21 protein-coding genes and 3 tRNA genes are annotated in these 20,309 nt (G+C 71.7%); 6 read left to right on the top strand and 18 right to left on the bottom strand.

The features are described from left to right. Positions 1 to 109: 109 nt before the first annotated feature. Positions 110 to 1,792 (bottom strand): DAK2 domain-containing protein, encoded by a 1,683-nt coding sequence (locus AB0399_RS30910; protein WP_366413580.1) that lies wholly within the window; start codon positions 1,790 to 1,792, stop codon positions 110 to 112. Positions 1,793 to 2,257: 465 nt separating this feature from the next. Here AB0399_RS30910 and rpmB point away from each other — a divergent pair, with 465 nt between their 5' ends. Next, positions 2,258 to 2,443 (top strand): 50S ribosomal protein L28, encoded by a 186-nt coding sequence (rpmB, locus tag AB0399_RS30905; protein WP_093737864.1) that lies wholly within the window; start codon positions 2,258 to 2,260, stop codon positions 2,441 to 2,443. A 58-nt stretch (positions 2,444 to 2,501) separates the two neighbouring features. On the opposite strand, the gene thiD is transcribed toward rpmB, so the two are convergent. Both thiD and AB0399_RS30895 read right to left on the bottom strand, forming a co-directional pair. After that, positions 2,502 to 3,305 carry a bifunctional hydroxymethylpyrimidine kinase/phosphomethylpyrimidine kinase gene (thiD, locus tag AB0399_RS30900; protein WP_366413584.1) on the bottom strand — a complete coding sequence of 268 codons (804 nt, stop codon included), beginning with the start codon at positions 3,303 to 3,305 and terminating at the stop codon, positions 2,502 to 2,504. A 71-nt stretch (positions 3,306 to 3,376) separates the two neighbouring features. Then, the gene (locus tag AB0399_RS30895; RefSeq protein WP_328469930.1) at positions 3,377 to 4,342 is read right to left on the bottom strand and encodes a thiamine-phosphate kinase; all 966 of its coding nucleotides are present in this window, start codon (positions 4,340 to 4,342) and stop codon (positions 3,377 to 3,379) included. Positions 4,343 to 4,512: 170 nt separating this feature from the next. Between AB0399_RS30895 and AB0399_RS30890 the strand changes: the two genes are divergently transcribed. Together AB0399_RS30890 and AB0399_RS30885 are read left to right on the top strand one after the other, a co-directional pair. After that, complete coding sequence (locus tag AB0399_RS30890) at positions 4,513 to 4,746, top strand: Lrp/AsnC ligand binding domain-containing protein (protein WP_328469928.1); 234 nt, start codon at positions 4,513 to 4,515, stop codon at positions 4,744 to 4,746. A 47-nt stretch (positions 4,747 to 4,793) separates the two neighbouring features. Beyond that, entirely contained in the window at positions 4,794 to 5,276 is a 483-nt protein-coding gene (locus tag AB0399_RS30885) for a DUF3515 domain-containing protein (protein WP_329373855.1), read from the top strand. 61 nt (positions 5,277 to 5,337) lie between these two features. On the opposite strand, the gene AB0399_RS30880 is transcribed toward AB0399_RS30885, so the two are convergent. The 3 genes from AB0399_RS30880 to AB0399_RS30870 are packed head-to-tail and all read right to left on the bottom strand — an operon-like array spanning position 5,338 to position 8,264. Then, complete coding sequence (locus tag AB0399_RS30880; RefSeq protein ID WP_366413579.1) at positions 5,338 to 6,510, bottom strand: D-alanine--D-alanine ligase family protein; 1,173 nt, start codon at positions 6,508 to 6,510, stop codon at positions 5,338 to 5,340. Positions 6,511 to 6,522: 12 nt separating this feature from the next. After that, the gene (locus AB0399_RS30875; RefSeq protein ID WP_329364267.1) at positions 6,523 to 7,524 is read right to left on the bottom strand and encodes an NAD(P)H-dependent glycerol-3-phosphate dehydrogenase; all 1,002 of its coding nucleotides are present in this window, start codon (positions 7,522 to 7,524) and stop codon (positions 6,523 to 6,525) included. Further along, positions 7,521 to 8,264 (bottom strand): lysophospholipid acyltransferase family protein, encoded by a 744-nt coding sequence (locus AB0399_RS30870; RefSeq protein WP_328469923.1) that lies wholly within the window; start codon positions 8,262 to 8,264, stop codon positions 7,521 to 7,523. Before AB0399_RS30870 ends, AB0399_RS30875 begins: the two co-directional genes overlap by 4 nt. Positions 8,265 to 8,463: 199 nt before the next feature. Here AB0399_RS30870 and cofC point away from each other — a divergent pair, with 199 nt between their 5' ends. Both cofC and AB0399_RS30860 read left to right on the top strand, forming a co-directional pair. Further along, positions 8,464 to 9,117, top strand: a complete 654-nt coding sequence (gene cofC, locus AB0399_RS30865; protein WP_328469921.1) for a 2-phospho-L-lactate guanylyltransferase — start codon at positions 8,464 to 8,466, stop codon at positions 9,115 to 9,117. A 124-nt stretch (positions 9,118 to 9,241) separates the two neighbouring features. Then, a complete protein-coding gene (locus AB0399_RS30860; protein WP_329364271.1) occupies positions 9,242 to 9,469 on the top strand; it encodes a hypothetical protein in 228 nt (75 codons plus the stop codon). Positions 9,470 to 9,645: 176 nt separating this feature from the next. On the opposite strand, the gene AB0399_RS30855 is transcribed toward AB0399_RS30860, so the two are convergent. From AB0399_RS30855 to leuC, 4 genes are all read right to left on the bottom strand, one after another. Next, positions 9,646 to 10,266, bottom strand: coding sequence for an HU family DNA-binding protein (locus AB0399_RS30855; RefSeq protein WP_329364273.1), 621 nt, complete (start codon positions 10,264 to 10,266; stop codon positions 9,646 to 9,648). A gap of 133 nt (positions 10,267 to 10,399) precedes the next feature. Further along, positions 10,400 to 10,624, bottom strand: a complete 225-nt coding sequence (locus AB0399_RS30850; protein WP_329364275.1) for a hypothetical protein — start codon at positions 10,622 to 10,624, stop codon at positions 10,400 to 10,402. Positions 10,625 to 10,816: 192 nt separating this feature from the next. Next, a complete protein-coding gene (gene leuD / locus AB0399_RS30845) occupies positions 10,817 to 11,422 on the bottom strand; it encodes a 3-isopropylmalate dehydratase small subunit (RefSeq protein ID WP_328469913.1) in 606 nt (201 codons plus the stop codon). Positions 11,423 to 11,428: 6 nt separating this feature from the next. Next, positions 11,429 to 12,853 (bottom strand): 3-isopropylmalate dehydratase large subunit, encoded by a 1,425-nt coding sequence (gene leuC, locus AB0399_RS30840; RefSeq protein ID WP_329364278.1) that lies wholly within the window; start codon positions 12,851 to 12,853, stop codon positions 11,429 to 11,431. Between the two features lie 127 nt (positions 12,854 to 12,980). Here leuC and ndgR point away from each other — a divergent pair, with 127 nt between their 5' ends. Then, entirely contained in the window at positions 12,981 to 13,697 is a 717-nt protein-coding gene (ndgR, locus tag AB0399_RS30835) for an IclR family transcriptional regulator NdgR (protein ID WP_328469909.1), read from the top strand. Positions 13,698 to 13,744: 47 nt separating this feature from the next. On the opposite strand, the gene AB0399_RS30830 is transcribed toward ndgR, so the two are convergent. From AB0399_RS30830 to AB0399_RS30795, 8 genes are all read right to left on the bottom strand, one after another. After that, positions 13,745 to 13,817: transfer RNA gene (locus tag AB0399_RS30830), tRNA-Glu, on the bottom strand. A gap of 63 nt (positions 13,818 to 13,880) precedes the next feature. Next, positions 13,881 to 13,953: transfer RNA gene (locus tag AB0399_RS30825), tRNA-Glu, on the bottom strand. A 20-nt stretch (positions 13,954 to 13,973) separates the two neighbouring features. Beyond that, positions 13,974 to 14,045, bottom strand: a tRNA-Gln gene (locus AB0399_RS30820). 182 nt (positions 14,046 to 14,227) lie between these two features. Continuing rightward, positions 14,228 to 14,806: an ATP/GTP-binding protein gene (locus AB0399_RS30815; RefSeq protein ID WP_328469907.1), complete on the bottom strand. Its 579-nt coding sequence runs from the start codon at positions 14,804 to 14,806 to the stop codon at positions 14,228 to 14,230. Beyond that, positions 14,787 to 15,428: a DUF742 domain-containing protein gene (locus AB0399_RS30810; RefSeq protein ID WP_329364280.1), complete on the bottom strand. Its 642-nt coding sequence runs from the start codon at positions 15,426 to 15,428 to the stop codon at positions 14,787 to 14,789. Before AB0399_RS30810 ends, AB0399_RS30815 begins: the two co-directional genes overlap by 20 nt. 75 nt (positions 15,429 to 15,503) lie before the next feature. Continuing rightward, positions 15,504 to 15,917, bottom strand: coding sequence for a roadblock/LC7 domain-containing protein (locus AB0399_RS30805; protein WP_093787504.1), 414 nt, complete (start codon positions 15,915 to 15,917; stop codon positions 15,504 to 15,506). 9 nt (positions 15,918 to 15,926) lie between these two features. Then, positions 15,927 to 19,259, bottom strand: a complete 3,333-nt coding sequence (locus tag AB0399_RS30800) for a nitrate- and nitrite sensing domain-containing protein (RefSeq protein ID WP_366413583.1) — start codon at positions 19,257 to 19,259, stop codon at positions 15,927 to 15,929. A gap of 473 nt (positions 19,260 to 19,732) precedes the next feature. Continuing rightward, positions 19,733 to 20,284, bottom strand: a complete 552-nt coding sequence (locus AB0399_RS30795) for an ATP/GTP-binding protein (protein WP_093717894.1) — start codon at positions 20,282 to 20,284, stop codon at positions 19,733 to 19,735. Positions 20,285 to 20,309 lie beyond the last annotated feature (25 nt).

The following is a 20,309-nucleotide window of genomic DNA, read 5'->3' as shown; positions in this document are numbered from 1 at the left end:
GGCGAGCCGGCGGCAAAAAAGGGGCTGAGCGGGTGCCCCACACGTAAGAACGGCTCGCACGTAACGGCGCCCGCTCCGGGAACCGGTCCTGACCACCGTAGGACCCTCGCTACTCCACGCCGATGAGGAGAGGGGTGGCCGTGTCGCCGCCTTCGTAGGTGACCGTGTCGACCGCGAGGTGGTGGTCGTGGACGTGGGCGCGGAGGCGGTCGGCGAGGTCGGGTGGGGCGGTGGGGCCGAGGACGAGGGTGACGAGTTCGCCGCCGGCGGTGAGCATCCGTTCCAGCGTGGCGACCGCGGTCTCGGCGAGGTCGGCGCCGATGACGGCGACGTCGTCCTCGATCAGGCCGAGGATGTCGCCGGCCTGGCAGATCCCGGCGGTGGTCCAGGACTGGTGCTCGGCGACGGCGAGTTCGGCGTAGCGGGTGGCGCCGGCGGCCGCGGTCATGGCGACCACGTCCTCGTCGAAGCGGCGGCTCGGCTCGTGGACGGCGAGCGCGGACAGGCCCTGCACGGCCGAGCGGGTGGGGATCAGGGCGACCCGTACGCCGTCGGCCCTGGCCTGTTCGGCGGCGGCTCCCGCCACGTGCCGCAACTCGGTGTCGTTGGGCAGCAGGACGACCTCGCGGGCGTGCGCGCGGCGGATGGCGGCGGCGATCTCGCCGCTGGCGGGCCGCTCCCCCGGGCGTAGGGCGACCACGGTCGCGCCGGCCTGGGCGCACAGCTCGGCGAGGCCGTCGCCGCGGACGACGGCGACCACGGCGCGTACGGCTCGCTCGCCGCGCGGCCGCCGGGCCTGGTCGCCGAAGTGCGTGACCCTGATCCGGTACGGCCGCCCGGCGTCGATCGCGGCCTCCAGCGCGGCCCCGACGTCGTCCACGTGGACGTGGACGTTCCACAGGCCGTCGCCGCCGACCACGACCAGCGAGTCGCCGAGCGCGTCGAGCCGGCCGCGCAGCACGTCCACGGTGGCGTCGGTGCCCTCCAGCAGGAAGATCACCTCGAACGCGGGTCCGTCGGCGCCGAACGCGGAACCGTCGGCGCAGGGCTCGGCGTCGGGGTCGGCGGCTTCCGGTACGTGCGCGTGGCGGAAGGAGGTGCCCGTGCCGGAGACCGGCCGGTCGGTGGGGGGCTCGCCGGTGACGACCTCGCAGAGCGCGCCGAGCAGCGCGACCAGGCCGAGGCCGCCCGCGTCCACCACACCGGCCCTGCGCAGCGCGCCGAGTTGGCCGGGGGTGGCGGCCAGCGCGGCGAGAGCGGCGGCGTGGGCGGCCCGTGCCACCTCGGTCATGCCGCCCTCGGCGGCGCGGGCTGCCTCGGCGGCGCGGGTGGCGACGGTGAGCATGGTGCCCTCCACCGGCCGGGCCACGGCCGCGTAACCGGCCTCCGCGGCGGCCGCGAGCGCGCGGCGCAGGTCGTCCGCCGTGATCCGGCCGTCCGGTCCCGGAGGCGCGGACAGCGCCTCGTTCACGCCGCGCAGCAACTGGGCGAGGATGGTGCCGGAGTTGCCGCGGGCGCCGATGAGGGCCCCGTGCGACAGGGCGCGGAACGCCTCGGTGAGGGTGGGCGCGGGGGCGCCGTCGGGGTCGGCGCGGCCGGCGGCGTGCGCGTCGAAGACCGCTTCGACGGCCTGGGCGGCCGACTCGACGGTCAGGTAGAGGTTGGTGCCGGTGTCCCCGTCGGCGACCGGATAGACGTTGATCGCGTCGATCTCCTCGCGGGCCCGCCCCAGCGCCCGTAGCGAGAGCCGGCACCAGGAACGCACCGCGGCCGCGTCGAGCGTGGGGGGCAACAGGTCCTCCTTGCGGGGCACCGGGGGCGCCGGGGTCGGGAGTTCGGCGGTCAGGCGGTTCGGACGTCGGGCGGTCGAGCGGACGGGCGGTTCTGCGGTCGGCGCGGTTCGGACGTCGGCGGTCCGGGCGTCGGGGGCCGGGGGTCCGGCGTCCTGGGATGGGGCTGCTGGTGAGCGTACTGCCGGGCGGGAGGGCGGGCAGAAGGCGACGGCCGGGTGGTGCGGGCGTCCGGCGGCCGGCGGGCGCGCTCCCTGCCGGCAACCTGGCCGTCACCTGCCGATCTCCCGTACGGTCACCGGGTGGTCACCGGCGGGGTCCGGGCGGCCACCGGCTGGGAGGGCGTCCGGACCGTGGTAGTTTCGTTCTACGGGAGCGGTCGTTGTATGCTGCTCCGGTTGCCTGGGGCTCTCCCGGGTTTTCTCACCGTAAATGCATCTGAGCATCTGAAGTCTTTGGAGTGACCCGTGGCTGCTAACTGCGACGTCTGCGGCAAGGGGCCGGGCTTCGGCAACAGCATCTCCCACTCGCACCGCCGTACTCCGCGTCGTTGGAACCCCAACATCCAGCGCGTGCGTGCGGTTGTCGGGAAGACGCCGAAGCGCCTCAACGTCTGCACCTCGTGCATCAAGGCCGGCAAGGTCACGCGCTGACCGCAGCGCAGTCCTGGTGGCTACCTGAAGCCGATCCACCTCACGGTGGATCGGCTTTTCAGCGTTCCCCGGTGCGGGTCCGCCAGCCGTGGTCGACCGGGCCGATGCCCGCCCCGAGCGGGAAGCCCGCCTCGATGGCGCCCCTGACGTACTCCTTGGCGTAGCCGACCGCCGCGGGCACGTCGTGCCCCAGCGCCAGGTACGAGGCGAGCGCGCTGGCCAGGGTGCAGCCGGTGCCGTGGGTGTGGCGGTTGGCGTACCTGGGCGCGCGGTACCACCGCTCGGTGCGGCCGTCGGAGAGCAGGTCCACGGCCTCCGCGTGCCGCTCGGCGCCGGGCAGGTGCCCGCCCTTGACCAGCACCCAGCGCGGGCCGTACCCGAGCACCGCGCGGGCCGCCGCGCGCATCCCCGCCTCGTCGGCGACCACGACACCGGTGAGCTGGGTCACCTCGTCGAGGTTCGGGGTGGCCACCGTGGCCAGCGGCAGCAGTCGGCCGCGCACCACGTCGACCGCCTCCTCGCCCAGCAGCGCGTCGCCGTGCTTGGAGACGGCGACCGGGTCGACCACCACGGGTACGTCGCGGTCGAGCCCGCCGAGCAGGTCGGCGACGGTGCCGGCCGTCGCCGCGGAGGCGAGCATGCCGGTCTTGACCGCCCGCACCCCGATGTCGTCGATGACGGCGCGGAACTGCGCGCGGACCGCGTCGACCGGCAGTTCCCAGGCACCCTGTACGCCCAGCGAGTTCTGCGCGGTGACGGCGGTAAGCACGCTCATGCCGTGCACGCCGAGCGCGAGCATCGTCTTGAGGTCGGCCTGGATGCCCGCGCCGCCGCCGGAGTCGGAGCCGGCCACGGTCAGCACCCGCGGTGGCGCGGTGCGCTGCTGCCGGGGCGCGGCCGGCTCACCCGTGGCGCCGGCCGCGTCCGGGCCGCTCACGCGTCGGACCCGAAGTGGTCCCAGCCGCCGGCCTTGTCCCAGGGAGCGCCGTCGACGGTGACCCGCGGGGTGCGCCCGGCTGGCGCGGTGACGTCGCCGATGATCCGCCAGCGGGCCGGGAGTTTCACGTCGCGCGGGAACGCGGCCACGATGGCGTGGTCCTCGCCGCCGGTGAGCACCCAGTGCAGCGGATCGACACCGACGGCCTGGCCGATGTCCGTCATCTGCGCGGGTACGTCGATGGCGGCGGAGCGCAGGTCGATGTCCACGCCGCTGGCGGCGGCGATGTGGCCGAGGTCGGCGACCAGGCCGTCGCTGACGTCGGTCATCGCGGTGGCGCCGAGCTCCGAGGCGGCCGGGCCCGCGTGGTACGGCGGCTCGGGCCGGCGGTGCGCCTCGACGAAGGCGCGCGGCGAGCGGAACCCGCGGGAGAGCACGGCGAGTCCGGCGGCGGACCAGCCGAGCCAGCCGGTGACGGCGATCAGGTTGCCCGCGCGGGCGCCGGCGCGGGTGACGGCGGCGCGGTTGCGCAGGTCGCCGAGCGCGGTGATGGACACGGTGATGGTGTCGCCGCGCACCACGTCGCCGCCGACCACCGCCGCACCGGCCACCTGGCACTCGTCCCTGATGCCGTCCATCAGCTCGACCGGCCAGGTGACGGGCAGTTCGGCGGGCACCACGAGGGCGAGCAGCACCGCGGTGGGCACCGCGCCCATGGCCGCGATGTCGGCGAGGTTCTGCGCGGCGGCCTTGCGGCCCACGTCGTAGGCGGTGGACCAGTCGCGGCGGAAGTGCCGTCCTTCGAGGAGCACGTCGGTGGTGGCCACCACCCGGCGGTCGGGTGCGGCGACCACGGCGGCGTCGTCGCCGGGGCCGATCTGCACCGCGGGGGTAGAGGTGAGGCGGGAGGTCAGTTCCCTGATGAGCCCGAACTCCCCCAGCTCGCCCACAGTCCCCTTCATATCGTCGTCCCCTCGATTCTCGGCCGGTGCCCGTGCTCCGGTCCGTTCCACTGCGTGTTTCCCGCCAATACGGGGGTCTGGTACCGCGCGGGTCTCCCCGCTGCGCGCGGCGACGCGATAACGTGGCGTCTCCCCTCCCACATGATCCTCGAAGCCGCCCTGGAGGTTCCGTGGTACAGGCGTACATCCTGATCCAGACCGAGGTCGGGAAGTCCTCGGCAGTAGCGGAGGTGATCTCCAAGATCGACGGAGTCATTCAGGCGGAGGACGTCACAGGTCCCTATGACGTCATCGTCCGCGCCCAGGCCGACACGGTCGACGAACTCGGCCGCATGGTGGTCGCCAAGGTCCAGCAGGCGGAAGGCATCACCCGCACGCTGACCTGCCCGGTCGTCCATATATAGCCCCCGCCGAGCCCTGGAAGCGGGGCTCTCCCTATGCTTTCCCGGTGATGTTCTACCGCCGGGTCGTGCTGATCTCCGTGTCCGCCGCCGCGTGCCTGTCCGCGGCGGCGGTCTACGTGTTCACCGCTTCCGGTAGCGACGACGAGTCGGTCGCCGTCCCGGTTCCGGACTCCCAGGTCACCGCCTACTGCAAGGCGCTGCACGCGCAGTTGCCGAAGAAGGTCAACGGACTGCCCGGCCATGATCTCAAGCCGGTGTCCCCGCTGACCGCCGGATGGGGTGATCCTACGATCGTGCTGCGCTGCGGTGTGCCGCGTCCGGCCGCGGACGACTCGGAGAACACCGACGGGGTGGAGGTCGACGGTGTCGGCTGGTCCATCGAACCGCAGTCGGACGGTTCCTTCCGGTTGACCACGACGCTGCGCAAGGCGTACGTCGAGGTGGTGCTGCCGAAGAAGTACGCCACCGACCTCGGGCCGCTGACCGATCTGGCCTCGGCCGTCAAGCACACGATCCCCGCCGGAATCTGAGCGCGGCACGCTCGGCTCGGCGGGGATCGGTACGGACGGCGGGTCGGGGCCGGCGCCGCGGTCAGCGCAGGCCGGTGGAGCGGCGCAGCGCCGCCTGGATGAGCAGGTCGATCAGTTCGGTGTAGCCGACACCGCTCTCCTGCCACATCCGCGGGTACATCGAGATCGGGGTGAAGCCGGGCATGGTGTTGATCTCGTTGATCACGAACTCCCCGCTGTCCAGCAGGAAGAAGTCCGCGCGGACCAGGCCCTCGCAGGACGCGGCCTCGAACGCCTCGACGGCCAGCCGCCGTACGCGCTCGGTCTGCTCCTCGGTGAGCGGGGCCGGCACGATGCCCTCGGCGGAGTCGATGTACTTCGCGTCGAAGTCGTAGAAGTCGCTGCTGGACGCCGGCGGGATCTCGGCGGGCACCGAGGCGCGCGGGCCGTCCGCGAACTCCAGCACGCCGCACTCGATCTCGCGTCCGCGCAGCAGCGCCTCGACGAGCACCTTCGGGTCGTGCCTGCGGGCCTCGGCGAGCGCGGCGTCGAGTTCGTCGGGGCCCTCGACCTTGCTGATGCCGATGGACGAGCCGGCCCGGGTCGGCTTGACGAACAGCGGCCAGCCGTGCACCTGCGCGAAGTCCAGCACCTTGCGGCGGGCGGCGGCCTGGTCCTGCTCCCACTCGCGCGGGCGGATCACCGTGTACGGGCCGACCTTCAACCCGAACGAGGTGAAGATCCGCTTCATGTACTCCTTGTCCATGCCGACCGCGGAGGCGAGCACACCCGCGCCGACGTATGGCACGCCGGACAGTTCCAGCAGCCCCTGGAGGGTGCCGTCCTCGCCGTAGGGGCCGTGCAGCATGGGGAAGACGACGTCGACCTCGCCGAGTGCCTTCGGCACCGCGCCGACCTCGGTGTAGACGACCTCCCGGTTGCCCGGGTCGACGGGCAGCAGGACCGCGCCGTCGTGGTCGGTGACCTGCTCGACGCTGGGCATCCGCCGGTCGGCGATGGCCATCCGCTCGGGTTCGTCGGCGGTGAGCGCCCAACGGCCCTCGGTGGTGATGCCGATCGGCAGGACGTCGTACTTGTCGCGGTCGATGGCGCGCAGCACGCTGGCCGCGGTCACCACGGACACGCCGTGCTCGGAGCTGCGCCCGCCGAACACGACGGCGACGCGCGGCTTGCGGTCGTAACTCGGCCGCTCGGAGTGCTGATCCGGGCTCTGGGGCGATGGCAGGTTGCTCATGTCGCGTTGACCTTACCGTTCGGGTTTCGCGGAACGTGACATCAACTCCTTGACGGCCACGACGGGTGACTTCCCGTTGTGCACGATGTCGACCACGGTCTCCGTGATCGGCATGTCGACGCCGTGCCTGCGGGCGAGGTCGGCGACGGACTCGCACGACTTGACGCCCTCGGCGGTCTGGCTGGTGGCGGCGATGGTCTCGGCGAGGCTCATGCCGCGGCCGAGGTTGTGGCCGAAGGTGTTGTTGCGGGACAGCGGGGAGGAGCAGGTGGCGACGAGGTCGCCCATCCCGGCGAGGCCGGCGAAGGTGTACGGGTCCGCGCCCATCGCCAGGCCCAACCGGGTGGTCTCGGCGAGGCCGCGGGTGATCAGGGACGCCTTGGTGTTGTCGCCCATGCCCATGCCGCCGGCGATGCCGACCGCGAGCGCGATCACGTTCTTCACCGCGCCGCCGAGTTCGCACCCGGTCACGTCGGTGTTGGTGTACGGCCGGAAGTACGCGGTGTGGCAGGCGGTCTGGATGCGGCGGGCGGCGGACTCGTCACGGCAGGCGACCACCGCGGCGGCGGGCTGGCGGGCGGCGATCTCGGGGGCGAGGTTGGGGCCGGTCAGCACCGCGACGCGGTCCTGATCGACCTTGGCGACCTCCTCGATCACCTCGCTCATCCGCTTGGCGGTGCCGAGTTCGACGCCCTTCATCAGGCTGACCAGGACCGCGTCGGGACGCATCAGGGGCGCCCAGTCGGCGAGGTTGGCGCGCAGCACCTGCGACGGCACGGCCAGGAAGACGAATTCGGCGCCGGCCGCGGCTTCGGCCGGGTCGGTGGTCGCCGTCACGGCCGGCGGCAGCGTGATCTCGCTGGAGTACTCCGGGTTGATCCGGGTGGTGTTGATGGCGGCGGCGAGGTCGGGCCGGCGCCCCCACAAGGACACCTCGCAGCCCGCGTCGGCCAGCACCATCGCGAACGCGGTGCCCCAGGACCCGGTGCCGTACACGGCGCAGCGAGCCGTCACGCCGCCCCCTTGCCGTCGTTGCCCTTGGCGTCCTTGGCCGCCTTGCGCGGATCGTACAGGCCGTCCGGGGCGGGGATGCCGCGGACTTCTGCCAGGAGTTGCTTCACATCGGACATGATGGCCCCGGTGACCTCGCGCAGCACCTCGGCGGTGGGCTCCTTGCCGTACCAGGCGCTGAGGTCGACCGGCGGGCCGACCAGCACGCGGTGCGTCTTGCGCGGCAGGAAGCTCGGCTTCTTCGCGTACGGCGGCAGGAACTCGTTGGCGCCCCACTGGGCGATCGGGATCACCGGTGCCCGGGTGAGCAGCGCGACACGGGCGACGCCGGTCTTGCCGACCATCGGCCACTGGTCCGGGTCCCGGGTGAGGGTGCCTTCGGGGTAGAACGCCACACACTCCCCCTTGTTGACCGCCTCGACCGCCGAGCGGTACGCCGCCGCGGCGTCGGCGGTGGCCCGCACCACCGGGATCTGCCCGGTGCCGCGCATCACCGCGCCGACGAAGAACGGCTTGAACAGCGCCGCCTTCGCCAGGAAGCGCGGAAGCCGACCGGTGTTGTACTGGAAATGCGCGTACAGCAGCGGGTCGAGGTAGGAGTTGTGATTCACCGCGGTGAGGAATCCTCCCTCGGCCGGAATGTTCTCCATTCCGCGCCAGTCCCGCTTGAAGAGCACGATGAGCGGCGGCTTGGCGATGGCGGCCGCCAGGCGGTACCAGAAACCGATTCTGCGGCGGGACACCCGGGACTCCTCTTCGTTGCCGGTGGCGCCGCTCAAGGATCGCGGCTACCGAGAGGTTAACGCCAGCGGTTCACGTCCGGCGGGGCACCTCTGCCACCGGGCTGCCACCGGGCGGGTACCGGGTTGGTACCGGGCACCGATGGTGCTGCGGGGCCGGCCGCGCCCGGGCCCGGCGGCTTTGTCGGTGGTGGCCCGCACAATGGACGACGTGGATGAGGCGAGGTGGTCGCTGGTCGTGCCGTTGAAGCCGCTCGCGGTGGCCAAGAGCAGGCTGGCGGCGGCGGGAGCGGTACGACCCGCGCTGGCACTGGCGTTCGCGCTGGACACGGTGGGCGCCGCGCTGGCCTGCGCCGAGGTCGAGGACGTCACGGTGGTCACCGACGACGCGACCGCCGGTGCCGAACTCGCCGGGCTCGGCGCCTTCGTCGTGGCGGACTCCCCCGCCGCCGGGCTGAACGCCGCGCTGCGGCACGGCGCGGAGACGGTCAGGGCGCGCCGGCCGCATGCTCCGGTCGCGGCCCTGAACGGCGATCTCCCGGCCTTGCGGCCGGGGGAACTGGCGGAAGTGCTGCGCGCGGCTGCGGGGGCCTGTGAGCGGGCGTTCCTCGCCGATGCGACCGGCGTGGGGACAACGTTGCTCACCACGGTGCCGTATCTGCCGCTCGCTCCCGGGTTCGGCGGGGCGTCGCGTGCGCGGCACCTCGCGTCCGGGGCCGCCGAGATCACGCTCCCCGCGGCTCCCTCGGTGCGGCAGGACGTGGACACCCTGGAAGACCTCGCCGTTGCGCTCGCGCTGGGCGTCGGCCCGCACACGGCCGCGGCTGCGGCGAGCCTGACCCCCCAGGGCGGGTAGCCCCGCCGGTTCCGGGACCAGCTGTCGGTGGGTGGCTTGTCGCGCGGGCCGACTGTCCACCGGCAAGGGGTCCCAGAACCGACAGAACGCTCCGCCCCGGAGGGTGCGGTCTAGGCTTGCCACCATGCAGGCCACCGCGTTCACGTTCGATCCCGTCAGCCGCGCCGGCAGTGTGCTGCTGGACGACGGCACCCCGCTGGAGTTCGACGCCGCGGCGTTCGACGCGGGGCGGCTGCTGCTGCTGCGCCCGGGCCAGCGGGTCCGTATCCGCACCGAGGGCGCGGGTTCGGCCCGCCGCGTGACGTTCCTGACCCTGCAGACCTTCCCGGACCCGGGTCCCGACCCGGCCTGACCCGGAGCCCGACCCCGTCCGAGCCGGAGCCCGTCCGAGCCGGAGCCCGATCCCGTCCGACCCGCGGACGCGAAATAGCGCGGGCCGGGCGCCCCGTGGGAAGGGGGCCCGGCCCGGCGCGGTGAAGCGGGTGGAGCGGGTGGAGCGGGTGGAGCGGTGGAGCCGTAACGCGGCTGTCACCTGGCGGCGGCGCGCTTCGCGGTCTTGCGGGCGGAGCGCTTGGCCGGCGCCTTCTTGGCGGTGGTCTTCTTGGCGGGCGCCTTCTTGGCGGCGGCCTTCTTCGCGGTGGTGGCCTTCTTCGTGGCGGACTTCTTCGCGGTGGACGCCTTCTTCGCGGTGGTCTTCTTGGCCGCCGTGGTCTTCTTCGCGGCCGCGGTCTTGGCGGTGGCCGCCTTCCGCGCGGTGGTCGCCTTCTTCGCGGCGGCCTTCTTCGTCGCGGTGCGGGCGGTGGTGGAGGCACCGCCGCTCAGGCTGCCCTTGGGCGCCTTCTTGACCGAGACCTCGCCGCCACGCGGAAGCTTCTTCGACCCGCTGACCAGGTCCTTGAAGCCCTGCCCCGCACGGAACCGCGGCACGGAGGTCTTCTTGACCCGGACCCGCTCCCCGGTCTGGGGGTTGCGAGCGTAACGGGCGGGACGCTCGACCTTCTCGAACGAACCGAACCCGGTGACCGAGACCCGGTCACCGGAGACCACCGCGCGGACGATCGCGTCGAGAACCGCGTCAACCGCGTCCGCGGCGGCCTGCCGGCCGCCCACCTTGTCGGCAATCGCTTCTACGAGCTGCGCCTTGTTCACGTCTTCCCCTTCGGAAACTTGCCCGGCGAATGAGTACGGGCTGATTTCGCACGCTAGGCGGATATATACCGCAAATCAAATACGAAACGGGCGAATCACCCTTGTGCCGCAACGAACTCGGTACTCCGCGTGATCAGTGATCGGGGATTCCGAGCTCGTCCAACTCAGCCGTTAACACCTCCAGGCGCCGTGCCGCGTCGGCGAGATCGTGCTTCGCCACCGCGGTCACCGCGAGCAGTCGCCGGGTCAACTCCCGCCTTGTCCCGTCCGGGACTTCGGGATTGGCGACGCGCGTGTGCGCCTGCTTCAAACGCGCGGCGAGGACCCCGTAGAGCTCCAGTTGGCCGTCGCGTTCCATGCGTCGATTGTGCCATCTGCGGCGAGTTGTCGAGCGCGACAGGGCCAACCGGGTGTTCCGAGCCTGTTTTCCAGTACCCATGGCGGGGTGGTGTCCGGGTCGTCCGGACACGCGAAAGCGCCCCCCACGAGGACGTGAGGGGCGCTTGCGCGGTGCGTGCGGCGGCCGGAGTCAGGGGCCCGGCCAGGGGCGTCAGACCCTTGCGGTACTGGGCTTCCAGGACGGCCGGGTGCTCTCGAACGCGGCGATGTCCGGCTCGTTGGCAAGCGTCAGGCTGATGTCGTCCAGCCCTTCCAGCAGCCGCCAGCGGGCGTTGTCGTCCAGCTCGAACGGCGCGGTCAGCGGCCCCTGCGGGCGGTCGGCGCGCACCTCCCGGGCGACCAGGTCCACGGTGATCTCCGCGGTCGGGTCGGCCTCGACGAGCTGCCACAGCTCCTCGACGGTCTCCTGCGGCAGCACCACCGTCAGCAGCCCGTTCTTCAGCGAGTTGCCGCGGAAGATGTCCGCGAAGCGGGACGAGATCACCGTCTTGAAGCCGTAGTTCTGCAACGCCCAGACGGCGTGCTCGCGGGACGAGCCGGTGCCGAAGTCGGCGCCGGCCACCAGGACGGTGGCACCCGCGTACTGCGGCGCGTTGAGCACGAACGAGTCGTCCTTGCGCCACGCCTCGAACAGGCCGTCCTCGAACCCGTTGCGGGTGACCTTCTTCAGCCAGTGCGCGGGGATGATCTGGTCGGTGTCCACGTTGCTGCGGCGCAGCGGCACGGCCCGGCCGGTGTGGGTGGTGAAGGCTTCCATGGCGGCTCAGACCTCCGTCAGGACAGGGGCGTCGGACAGGTCGGCGGGCGAAGCGAGGTGGCCGAGCACCGCGGTGGCGGCGGCCACCTGCGGGGAGACCAGGTGGGTACGGCCGCCCTTGCCCTGCCGTCCCTCGAAGTTGCGGTTCGAGGTGGACGCGGAGCGCTCGCCGGGCGCGAGTTGGTCGGGGTTCATACCCAGGCACATCGAGCAACCCGCGTGCCGCCATTCGGCGCCGGACGCGGTGAACACCTTGTCCAGGCCCTCCTCGACGGCCTGCAGCGCCACCCGCACCGAGCCGGGGACCACGAGCATCCGTACCCCGTCGGCGATCCGGCGGCCCTGCACGACGGCGGCGGCCGCGCGCAGGTCCTCGATCCGGCCGTTGGTGCAGGAGCCGACGAAGACGGTGTCCACGGCGACCTCGCGCAGCGGCTGCCCCGCGGTCAGGCCCATGTACTCCAGGGCCTTCTCGGCGGCGATCCGGTCGCCGGCGTCGGCGTACGACGCCGGGTCCGGCACGGACGCGCTCAGCGGCGCGCCCTGGCCCGGGTTGGTGCCCCAGGTGACGAACGGCGCCAACTCGGCCGCGTCGATCCGCACCTCGTGGTCGAAGACGGCGTCGTCGTCGGTCCTGAGCGTCTTCCAGTACGCGACGGCCGCGTCCCAGTCGGCGTCCTTGGGGGCGTGCGCGCGGCCCTCCAGGTAGTCGAACGTGGTCTGGTCCGGGGCGATCATGCCCGCCCTGGCGCCCGCCTCGATCGACATGTTGCAGACGGTCATCCGGGATTCCATCGAGAGCTTCTCGATCGCCGAGCCGCGGTACTCGATGACGTAGCCCTGGCCGCCGCCGGTGCCGATCCGACTGATCACCGCGAGGATCAGGTCCTTGGCGGTGACGCCGTCGGGCAGTTCGCCGTCGACGGTGACCGCCATCGTGCGGAACGGGGCCAGCGGCAGCGTCTGGGTGGCCAGCACGTGCTCGACCTGCGAGGTGCCGATACCGAACGCCAGCGCGCCGAAAGCGCCGTGCGTGGAGGTGTGCGAGTCGCCGCAGACCACGGTGGTGCCGGGCTGGGTCAGGCCCAACTGCGGCCCCACCACGTGCACCACGCCCTGCTCGACGTCACCGAGCGGGTGCAGCCGCACCTCGAACTCCGCGCAGTTCTTGCGCAGCGTCTCCAACTGGGTCCGGGAGACCGGGTCGGCGATCGGCTTGTCGATGTCGAGGGTCGGGGTGTTGTGGTCCTCGGTGGCGATGGTGAGGTCGGTACGGCGCACCCGCCGGCCGTTCATCCGCAGCCCGTCGAACGCCTGGGGGCTGGTCACCTCGTGCAGGAGGTGGAGATCGATGAAAAGCAGATCAGGTTCGCCTTCGGCGCGGCGGACGACATGGTCGTCCCAGACTTTTTCCGCGAGTGTCCTACCCATCGCTGTCCCTCCGGCCCGCGTCGTCGCGGGGCCCACTAGGTGTTGGTCCTGCGCTGTGCTCCCAGCGTGACGCGTTCCCGGGAAAATTGAACTTGCGTTTCACACTCTGAGACGCGAGTATCGTTTCATGGACAACTCTAGCGGCGTCGGCGTTCTCGACAAGGCGGCTCTGGTGCTCAGTGCGCTGGAGTCGGGTCCGGCCACCCTGGCCGGGCTTGTCGGTGCCACGGGCCTGGCCCGCCCCACCGCGCACCGCCTGGCGGTCGCGCTCGAACACCATCGCATGGTGGCTCGCGACATGCAGGGCCGCTTCATCCTGGGCCCGCGCCTGTCGGAGCTGGCCGCCGCGGCCGGCGAGGACCGGCTGCTGGCCACCGCGGGGCCGGTGCTGACGCACCTGCGCGACATGACCGGCGAGAGCGCGCAGCTCTATCGCCGCCAGGGCGACATGCGGATCTGCGTGGCCGCGGCGGAGCGGCTGTCCGGGCTGCGGGACACCGTGCCGGTCGGCTCCACGCTGCCGATGAAGGCCGGCTCTGCCGCTCAGGTCCTGATGGCCTGGGAGGAGCCCGAGCGGCTGCACAGGGGCCTGCAGGGCGCCCGCTTCACCGCCACCGCGCTGTCCGGGGTGCGCCGCCGGGGCTGGTCGCAGTCGATCGGCGAGCGCGAGCCCGGGGTCGCCTCGGTCTCCGCGCCGGTGCGCGGGCCGTCCAACCGCGTGGTCGCCGCGGTGTCGGTCTCCGGGCCGATCGAGCGGCTCACCCGGCACCCGGGCCGGATGCACGCCCAGGCCGTGGTCGACGCCGCCGGCCGGCTCAGCGAGGCACTGCGCCGCTCCGGATGAACGACGAAGCCCGCCGCGGACCGCGGCGGGCTTCGGGTCGAACTCTGTACCCCCGACCGGATTCGAACCGGCGCTACTGCCGTGAGAGGGCAGCGTGCTAGGCCGCTACACAACGGGGGCCCTGGCGATCCTCGCGTCGTCCAGGCCGGGAGCGACCCGACGTGGACGGAATGAAAGGATCTGTACCCCCGACCGGATTCGAACCGGCGCTACTGCCGTGAGAGGGCAGCGTGCTAGGCCGCTACACAACGGGGGCTCGCACTTGCTGAAGTGCTGCTGGGGTACCAGGACTCGAACCTAGAACAACTGAACCAGAATCAGCCGTGTTGCCAATTACACCATACCCCACCAAAACGCAATCCCGATAAGGGATCTTGTTCGGTGTGCGTCTCCGGTTCGGGCCTTGGCCCTGTCCGGCGGCGCAGGAAGAACATTACCCGATCCGGGACGGCGCTCCAAAACGAGTATCGCCAAGTCCCCCCGGAACCGGGCCGGTGCGCCCCTCGGACGCACCGGCGGACCCGCCGGCGTCAGCGCAGCCGGGCCATCAAAGCGTGCTCGACGAGCGTGATCAGCGCGCTCTTCGCCTCGCCGCGGTGCCGGGCGTCGGTGGTGATGATCGGCGCCTCGGGACCGATCTGCAGCGCCTCACGGACCTCCTCGGGGCCGTACGGCTGGTGGCCGTCGAAGCCGTTGAGGGCGATCACGAACGGCAGCCCGCTGTTCTCGAAGTAGTCGACCGCCGGGAAGCAGTCCGCCAGCCGCCGGGTGTCGACCAGGACGATCGCGCCGATCGCGCCGCGCACCAGGTCGTCCCACATGAACCAGAACCGGTCCTGCCCCGGGGTGCCGAACAGGTAGAGGATCAGGTCCTCGTCGAGCGTGATGCGGCCGAAGTCCATCGCCACCGTGGTGGTGGTCTTGTCCGGCGCGTGCGTGAGGTCGTCGATGCCGGCTGACGCGGAGGTCATCACGGCTTCGGTGCGCAGCGGGTTGATCTCCGAGACGGCACCGACGAACGTGGTCTTGCCCACGCCGAAGCCGCCCGCCACCACGATCTTCGCGGAGGTGGTGGCGCGGGCCGGACCGCTAGAGCTTCCGAAGTCCACTGAGCACCCTTTCAAGCAGTGTCACATCTGGCTGGCCGCCCGCGGCCTCGTCGCCGCCGGGCTGGTGGATCGCGACCAGTCCGGCCTCGGCCAGGTCGGCGACAAGAATGCGGACCACACCGAGCGGGATGGTCAGCAGCGCGGAGATCTCGGCCACCGACTTGACCTCGCGGCACAGCAGGCAGATCCGCTGGTGCTCGGGGAGCTGCCCGCGCAGGCGCTCCGGGTCGGCGGTGGTGCTGACCAGCGCCTCGATGGCGAGCTGGTAGCGCGGCCGGGTCCGCCCGCCGGTCATGGCGTAGGGGCGGACCAATCCTGAGGGCGTGCGTGAGCGGCCCGCGTCGTGCCGGCCCTGCCCCTGGCCGTACCCCTGGCCCTGACCTTGGCCGTATCCCTGGCCCTGCGCCGGCGGGCGGCCGTGCTGGCCCTGGCGCTGCCCCGGCGCCTGGCCCTGCGGTGGCGGGGCCTGCGGCGGGGCGTACGGCTGGATGCGGGGCTGGCGGTAGGGCGTGCCGGGCTGCCCGGGCTGCTGCTCCGGGTCGGGCGCCGACGGGTAGGTGTACGGGTTCGCCGGCTGCTGGGGCTGGTTGCCGTACGGGTCTCCACCGGGGGAAGTGCTCACGAGTCCTCCTCCTGAAACGGCCGCGCTGCCACCCGAGCACCTGGCAGGTGCCCGGGCGTGCCCGCCGCCCATGCGTTAGTTGAGCAAGCTGCCCTGAAGTTCGGCCCGAAGGTCGGGGGTGAGTACGCTTCCTGCCCGGTCGACGAGCAGGGCCATTTCGTAGCCGACCAGACCGATGTCGCACTCCGGATGCGCCAGCACCGCCAGCGACGAACCATCCGACACCGACATGATGAAGAGGAAGCCCCGCTCCATCTCCACCACCGTCTGGTTCACACTGCCCCCCTCGAAAATCCGGGAGGCACCAGCGGTCAACGACGTCAACCCCGAGGCCACCGCCGCCAACTGATCCGCACGATCACGCGGAAAACCATCAGACATCGCGAGCAGCAGGCCGTCGGCGGAGACCACCACCGTGTGGGACACCCCCGGGGTGTTGTCCACGAAGTTGGTGATCAACCAGTTCAGATTCTGTGCCGCCTGGCTCATCGGACTCAACTAGCGCTCCTGGTTCTGGGGGCCGCCGAATCGGCTGTCGGTGGCCTGTCCGTTCGTGTCAGTTCCAGCAGTGCGCCCTTGCTGGACGCCACGTCGCAGATTACTCAACCTGCCACGTACGTCCTCCGGTGCGCGGGAGACCTGTGGGCCGCCCTGCGGGGTCTGTGCCGCGGCACCCGGGACCAGGTTGGCCTTGGGTACCCGCCGTGGCAGGCCGGAGGGGGTGACCCCGCCTGCCTTGGGCTCGCGGACCGACTCGGCCCGCTGCCAGTGCTCGTCGTTCGTCGACCGCCAGTCGGTGCCGTCCGGCTGGGGTTGCTCGTGGGGATCGGTGGACTCCTGGGCGGGCTGCTCCCCCGCGGGCGGCGCGGCCTGCGGGTTCGGACCCGGCTGCCGGCTCGGCTCGCTGGGCTGCTGATCGGACTGCTGGTCGGAGGGGCTGGTGCGCTGCCGTTCGCGGCGCGGTAGACCGGCGTCCGTCAGCGAAGGCGAGACTACGCTCTCGGAGGGTCCCTCGGGGAGCGGCGGAACGGATTCCGTTACCTCCGGTGTGTCCTGCGGCCATCCCTCCTGAGCAGGGCCGTAACCGGGAGCCCCCGGGAACCCGGCCTGCTGACCGCCGTCTTGGTACTCCGTGCCGTATCCGGGCTGCTCGGCATAGGGCGCCGCGGGGTCGTAGGTCTGGCCGGAACCGGTCCCGTACGGCTGCTCGAAGAAACCGTTCTGCGCGGGACCGGCCGAAAAGCCGTTCTCCGCCGGGGTCTCGGCCGGGGGTTGACCCCATCCGCCCGCCGGCTCGGTGTAGCCCTGCTGCTGGTAGCCGGGCTGGAAGCCCTGTTCGTACGCCTGCTGCTGGTAGGCCGGGTCGAAGCTGGGGTCGTACCCCTGGGTGTATCCCTGCGGGTACTCCTGGGCGTACCCCTGCGGGTAGCCGCCCTGGCCGGCGAAGTCGCCGGCGGCCGGCTGCTGGGTGCCGAAGTCCGGTCCGCCGAGGTGGTCCTGGCCCCCGAGGTTCTGGCTGCCGAGGTTCTGGCTGCCGAGGTTCTGGTTCCCGAGGTCCTGGCCGGTCGGGTCGAAGTCGGCCGGTTCCCTTCGCTGCTGGGGCAGTTCGACCGGCTGCTCGCCGTCCTGACGGTCCGAGGCGGCGGCCTCCAGCTGGGCGCGGCGCTCCTCGCGCAGCAGCGAGCGGCCGACCGGGTCGAGCGCGCGCGGGCCGTTCTCGTCGTAGCGGGAGTCGTCGAAGCCGAGTTCGGCCGCGGTGCGCTGCCCGTTGACCTCGGGCCGCAGCAGGCCGGGCTCGCCGGGCCGGCCGGGCTGGTCGGCCGCGTGTTCCGGGACGATCCGGGAGACGGTGAAGTCGCTGTCGGGCTCGACCGGGTCGCCGCCACCGCCGTGCGTGATCGGCTCGGGCAGCATCACCAGCGAGGTGGTGCCGGCCTGCTCGCCGGAGGGGCGCAACTGGACCCGGATGCCGTGCCGCTCGCAGAGCCGGCCGACCACGAACAGGCCCATCCGCTTGGCGATCTCGACATCGATCGTGGGCGGGTCGGCGAGCTTGTGGTTGATGTCCGCGAAGTCCTCGGCGGTCAGGCCGATGCCCTTGTCGTGGATCTCGACCATCACCCGGCCGTCCGGCAGCCGGGTCGCGGTGACCCGCACCTTGGTCTGCGGCGAGGAGAACGAGGTGGCGTTCTCCAGCAGCTCGGCGAGCAGGTGCACCAGGTCGCTGACCGCGCTGCCGTGGATGTCGGTCTCGGGGATGCCGACCAGTTCGATCCGGTCGTACGCCTCCACCTCGGAGGCCGCCGCGCGCAGCACGTCCACCAGCGGCACCGGCTGGTTCCACTGGCGGCCGGGCTCCTCGCCGGCGAGCACCAGCAGGTTCTCGCCGTTGCGCCGCATACGGGTGGCGAGGTGGTCCATCTTGAAGAGGTTCTCGAGCTGGTCGGGGTCGGCCTCGTTGTTCTCCAGCTCGGTGATCAGGCTGAGTTGGCGCTGGATGAGGCCCTGGTTGCGCTGCGAGAGGTTGGTGAAGATCGCGTTGACGTTGCCGCGCAGCAGCGCCTGCTCGGCGGCGAGCCGGACCGCCTCGCGGTGCACCTGGTCGAAGGCGCGGGCGACCTCGCCGATCTCGTCCCGGGTGTTGATCGGGATCGGCGCGACCTGGGTGTTCACCCGGCCCGGATCGGTGCGGGAGAGCTGGTCGACCAGTGCGGGCAGCCGGGTCTCGGCGATGTCGAAGGCGGCCGCGCGCAGCCGCCGCATGTTGCGGGACATCGAGCGGGCCATCAGCGCGGCCACGATGAACGCGATGATCAGCGCGACCAGCACGATCGCGGAGTTGATGAACACGTCGCGCTTGGCGTGGGAGGCCAGGTGCGAGGAGTCCGCGGCGGCCTGGTCGGCGAGGTGGGTCTCGACCGAGCGGTAGGCGTCGAAGGAGAGCGTGGCGGCGGAGAGGTAGGACGCGGGGGTGACCCCCTCGGCGTCGAGCCGGGCGACGGTGTACGCCGGGTCCGTCAGGTCGGTGACCATCTTGGTGAGGTCCGGCGGCACGACGTAGGCGGTGTGCGCGGCCTTCGCCTTGTTCAGCGCCGTGGTGATCCGCGCCTGGCCCTGCTTCACCGCGTTGTCCTGCGCGGCCTTGAGCCGGGCCTGGTCCGCGGTGCTGCCACCGCCGTCGTACTCCTCCAGCGCGATGCCCTCCAGGTACTGGTACGAGCCGAGCGCGGTCTTCTGGAGGGCGAGTTCCTGCGCGGAGGGGTGCTTCTCGACGAGGATGTGGACGCCGATGGAGCGGGTCAGCGACTCGGCGGCCTTGGCGAGCGAGATGGCGTACAGGGTGCGGCCGTAGGAGGCGCTGTTGCCGGTGCCGAAGCCGAGTTCGTTGGACAGCTCGCTCAGCGGGTGCTGGATTCTGACGTACCACTCCTCGGTCTGCACACCGGAGAGCTGGCCGGTGAAGGCGGACTTGCGGAGCGAGGGGAGCTGCGGCTCGACGCTGCGGAAGCTGGCCATCCGGCGCTTGAGGTCGGCGCCGTCGGGTATGCCGATCGCGGCCTTGTCGAAGGCGCGGGCGGCGGCGTCGGTGGTGGCGTAGGCGGACGACACCTCCTGCGCGTCGCGGTGGCCTTCCAGCAGGGGCACCACGGTGGTGTCGCGCTCGTTCTCCAGCGCGTTGCCGTACGTGGCGGCGGCGCGGACGAGGTTGGCGATGTGCACCGCGTCGTCGGCCTGCTGCCAGGTGCTGACGGCGCTGTTGACGCGGAAGCCGCCCAGCACGAGTGCGACGAGGACCGGGATGAGGAGGATGGCGTTCAGCCGGGTGGCCATCCGCCAGTTGCGCGCGCTGAACCGGCCGCCCGGCCCCGGCACGTCCTCGGCCACCGGCTCCGGGCTGCTGCCCGGACGCTGTGGCGGAGTGAAGTTCCCACGCGGGCCCTGCCCGGTACCCGCCTCAGCTCGCCTCGTGTTCCTCACTGGACCAACAACCTCTCGGCGACGGCGCAACAACGACGGCCGTTCCTACGCTCAGGTTCTGCGAATTCCAGCACGTCATACAGGTGCACGCCAAACGTCTGGCGTCCGGCGGGCTCCGTGAGAAGGCTAGAGATAAAAAGGGCATAAGTCCAAAGGCTGAGCAAACCATAAGACAGACGTACACGCGGTGGCACCGGCCGAGCGCGAGCCGTGTTCGCGACCTCCCGGAAACTCTCTCGAAATGTTATGAAGACCAAGGACCCGTTACGTCGTGCGACATAACGGGTCCTCGCGTTACCGGCCGGCGAAATCGCCGGCGGCACAAGCTACTTGAGACGTGCCAGCAGCGCGTGCTCGACGAGCGTGATCAGCGCGCTCTTCGCCTCGCCACGGTGCCGGGCGTCGGTGGTGATGATCGGCGCCTCGGGACCGATCTGCAGCGCCTCGCGCACTTCTTCCGGCCGGTACGGCTGGTGGCCGTCGAAACCGTTGAGCGCGATCACGAACGGCAGCCCGCTGTTCTCGAAGTAGTCCACCGCCGGGAAGCAGTCCGCCAGCCGCCGGGTGTCCACCAGCACCACGGCGCCGATCGCGCCGCGCACCAGGTCGTCCCACATGAACCAGAAGCGGTCCTGGCCCGGGGTGCCGAACAGGTAGAGGATCAGGTCGTCGTCGAGCGTGATGCGCCCGAAGTCCATCGCCACGGTGGTGGTGGTCTTGTCCTGCACGTGGCTCAGGTCGTCGATCCCGGCCGACGCCGAGGTCATCACGGCCTCGGTGCGCAGCGGGTTGATCTCCGACACCGCACCCACGAACGTGGTCTTGCCCACGCCGAAGCCACCCGCCACCACGATCTTCGCGGAGGTGGTCGACCGCACCGGCGGCGCGCCGTACGCCGGCTGC

This window comes from Streptomyces sp. NPDC088194 (assembly GCF_040702025.1).
Taxonomy (GTDB): Bacteria; Actinomycetota; Actinomycetes; order Streptomycetales; family Streptomycetaceae; genus Actinacidiphila.
Note: the sequence above shows the minus strand (reverse complement) of the source record. Positions and strands in the feature narration are given on the sequence as shown.

Excerpts from the sequence above, each read along its gene's own strand:
- AB0399_RS30885 (WP_329373855.1), top strand. The coding sequence starts at position 4,794 with ATGTTCTACCGCCGGGTCGTGCTGATCTCCGTGTCCGCCGCCGCGTGC.
- cofC (WP_328469921.1), top strand. The coding sequence starts at position 8,464 with ATGGACGACGTGGATGAGGCGAGGTGGTCGCTGGTCGTGCCGTTGAAG.
- leuC (WP_329364278.1), bottom strand. The coding sequence starts at position 12,853 with ATGGGTAGGACACTCGCGGAAAAAGTCTGGGACGACCATGTCGTCCGC.
- AB0399_RS30860 (WP_329364271.1), top strand. The coding sequence starts at position 9,242 with ATGCAGGCCACCGCGTTCACGTTCGATCCCGTCAGCCGCGCCGGCAGT.
- leuD (WP_328469913.1), bottom strand. The coding sequence starts at position 11,422 with ATGGAAGCCTTCACCACCCACACCGGCCGGGCCGTGCCGCTGCGCCGC.
- AB0399_RS30880 (WP_366413579.1), bottom strand. The coding sequence starts at position 6,510 with ATGAGCAACCTGCCATCGCCCCAGAGCCCGGATCAGCACTCCGAGCGG.
- AB0399_RS30895 (WP_328469930.1), bottom strand. The coding sequence starts at position 4,342 with ATGAAGGGGACTGTGGGCGAGCTGGGGGAGTTCGGGCTCATCAGGGAA.
- AB0399_RS30800 (WP_366413583.1), bottom strand. The coding sequence starts at position 19,259 with ATGGCCACCCGGCTGAACGCCATCCTCCTCATCCCGGTCCTCGTCGCA.
- AB0399_RS30850 (WP_329364275.1), bottom strand. The coding sequence starts at position 10,624 with ATGGAACGCGACGGCCAACTGGAGCTCTACGGGGTCCTCGCCGCGCGT.
- ndgR (WP_328469909.1), top strand. The coding sequence starts at position 12,981 with ATGGACAACTCTAGCGGCGTCGGCGTTCTCGACAAGGCGGCTCTGGTG.
- AB0399_RS30805 (WP_093787504.1), bottom strand. The coding sequence starts at position 15,917 with ATGAGCCAGGCGGCACAGAATCTGAACTGGTTGATCACCAACTTCGTG.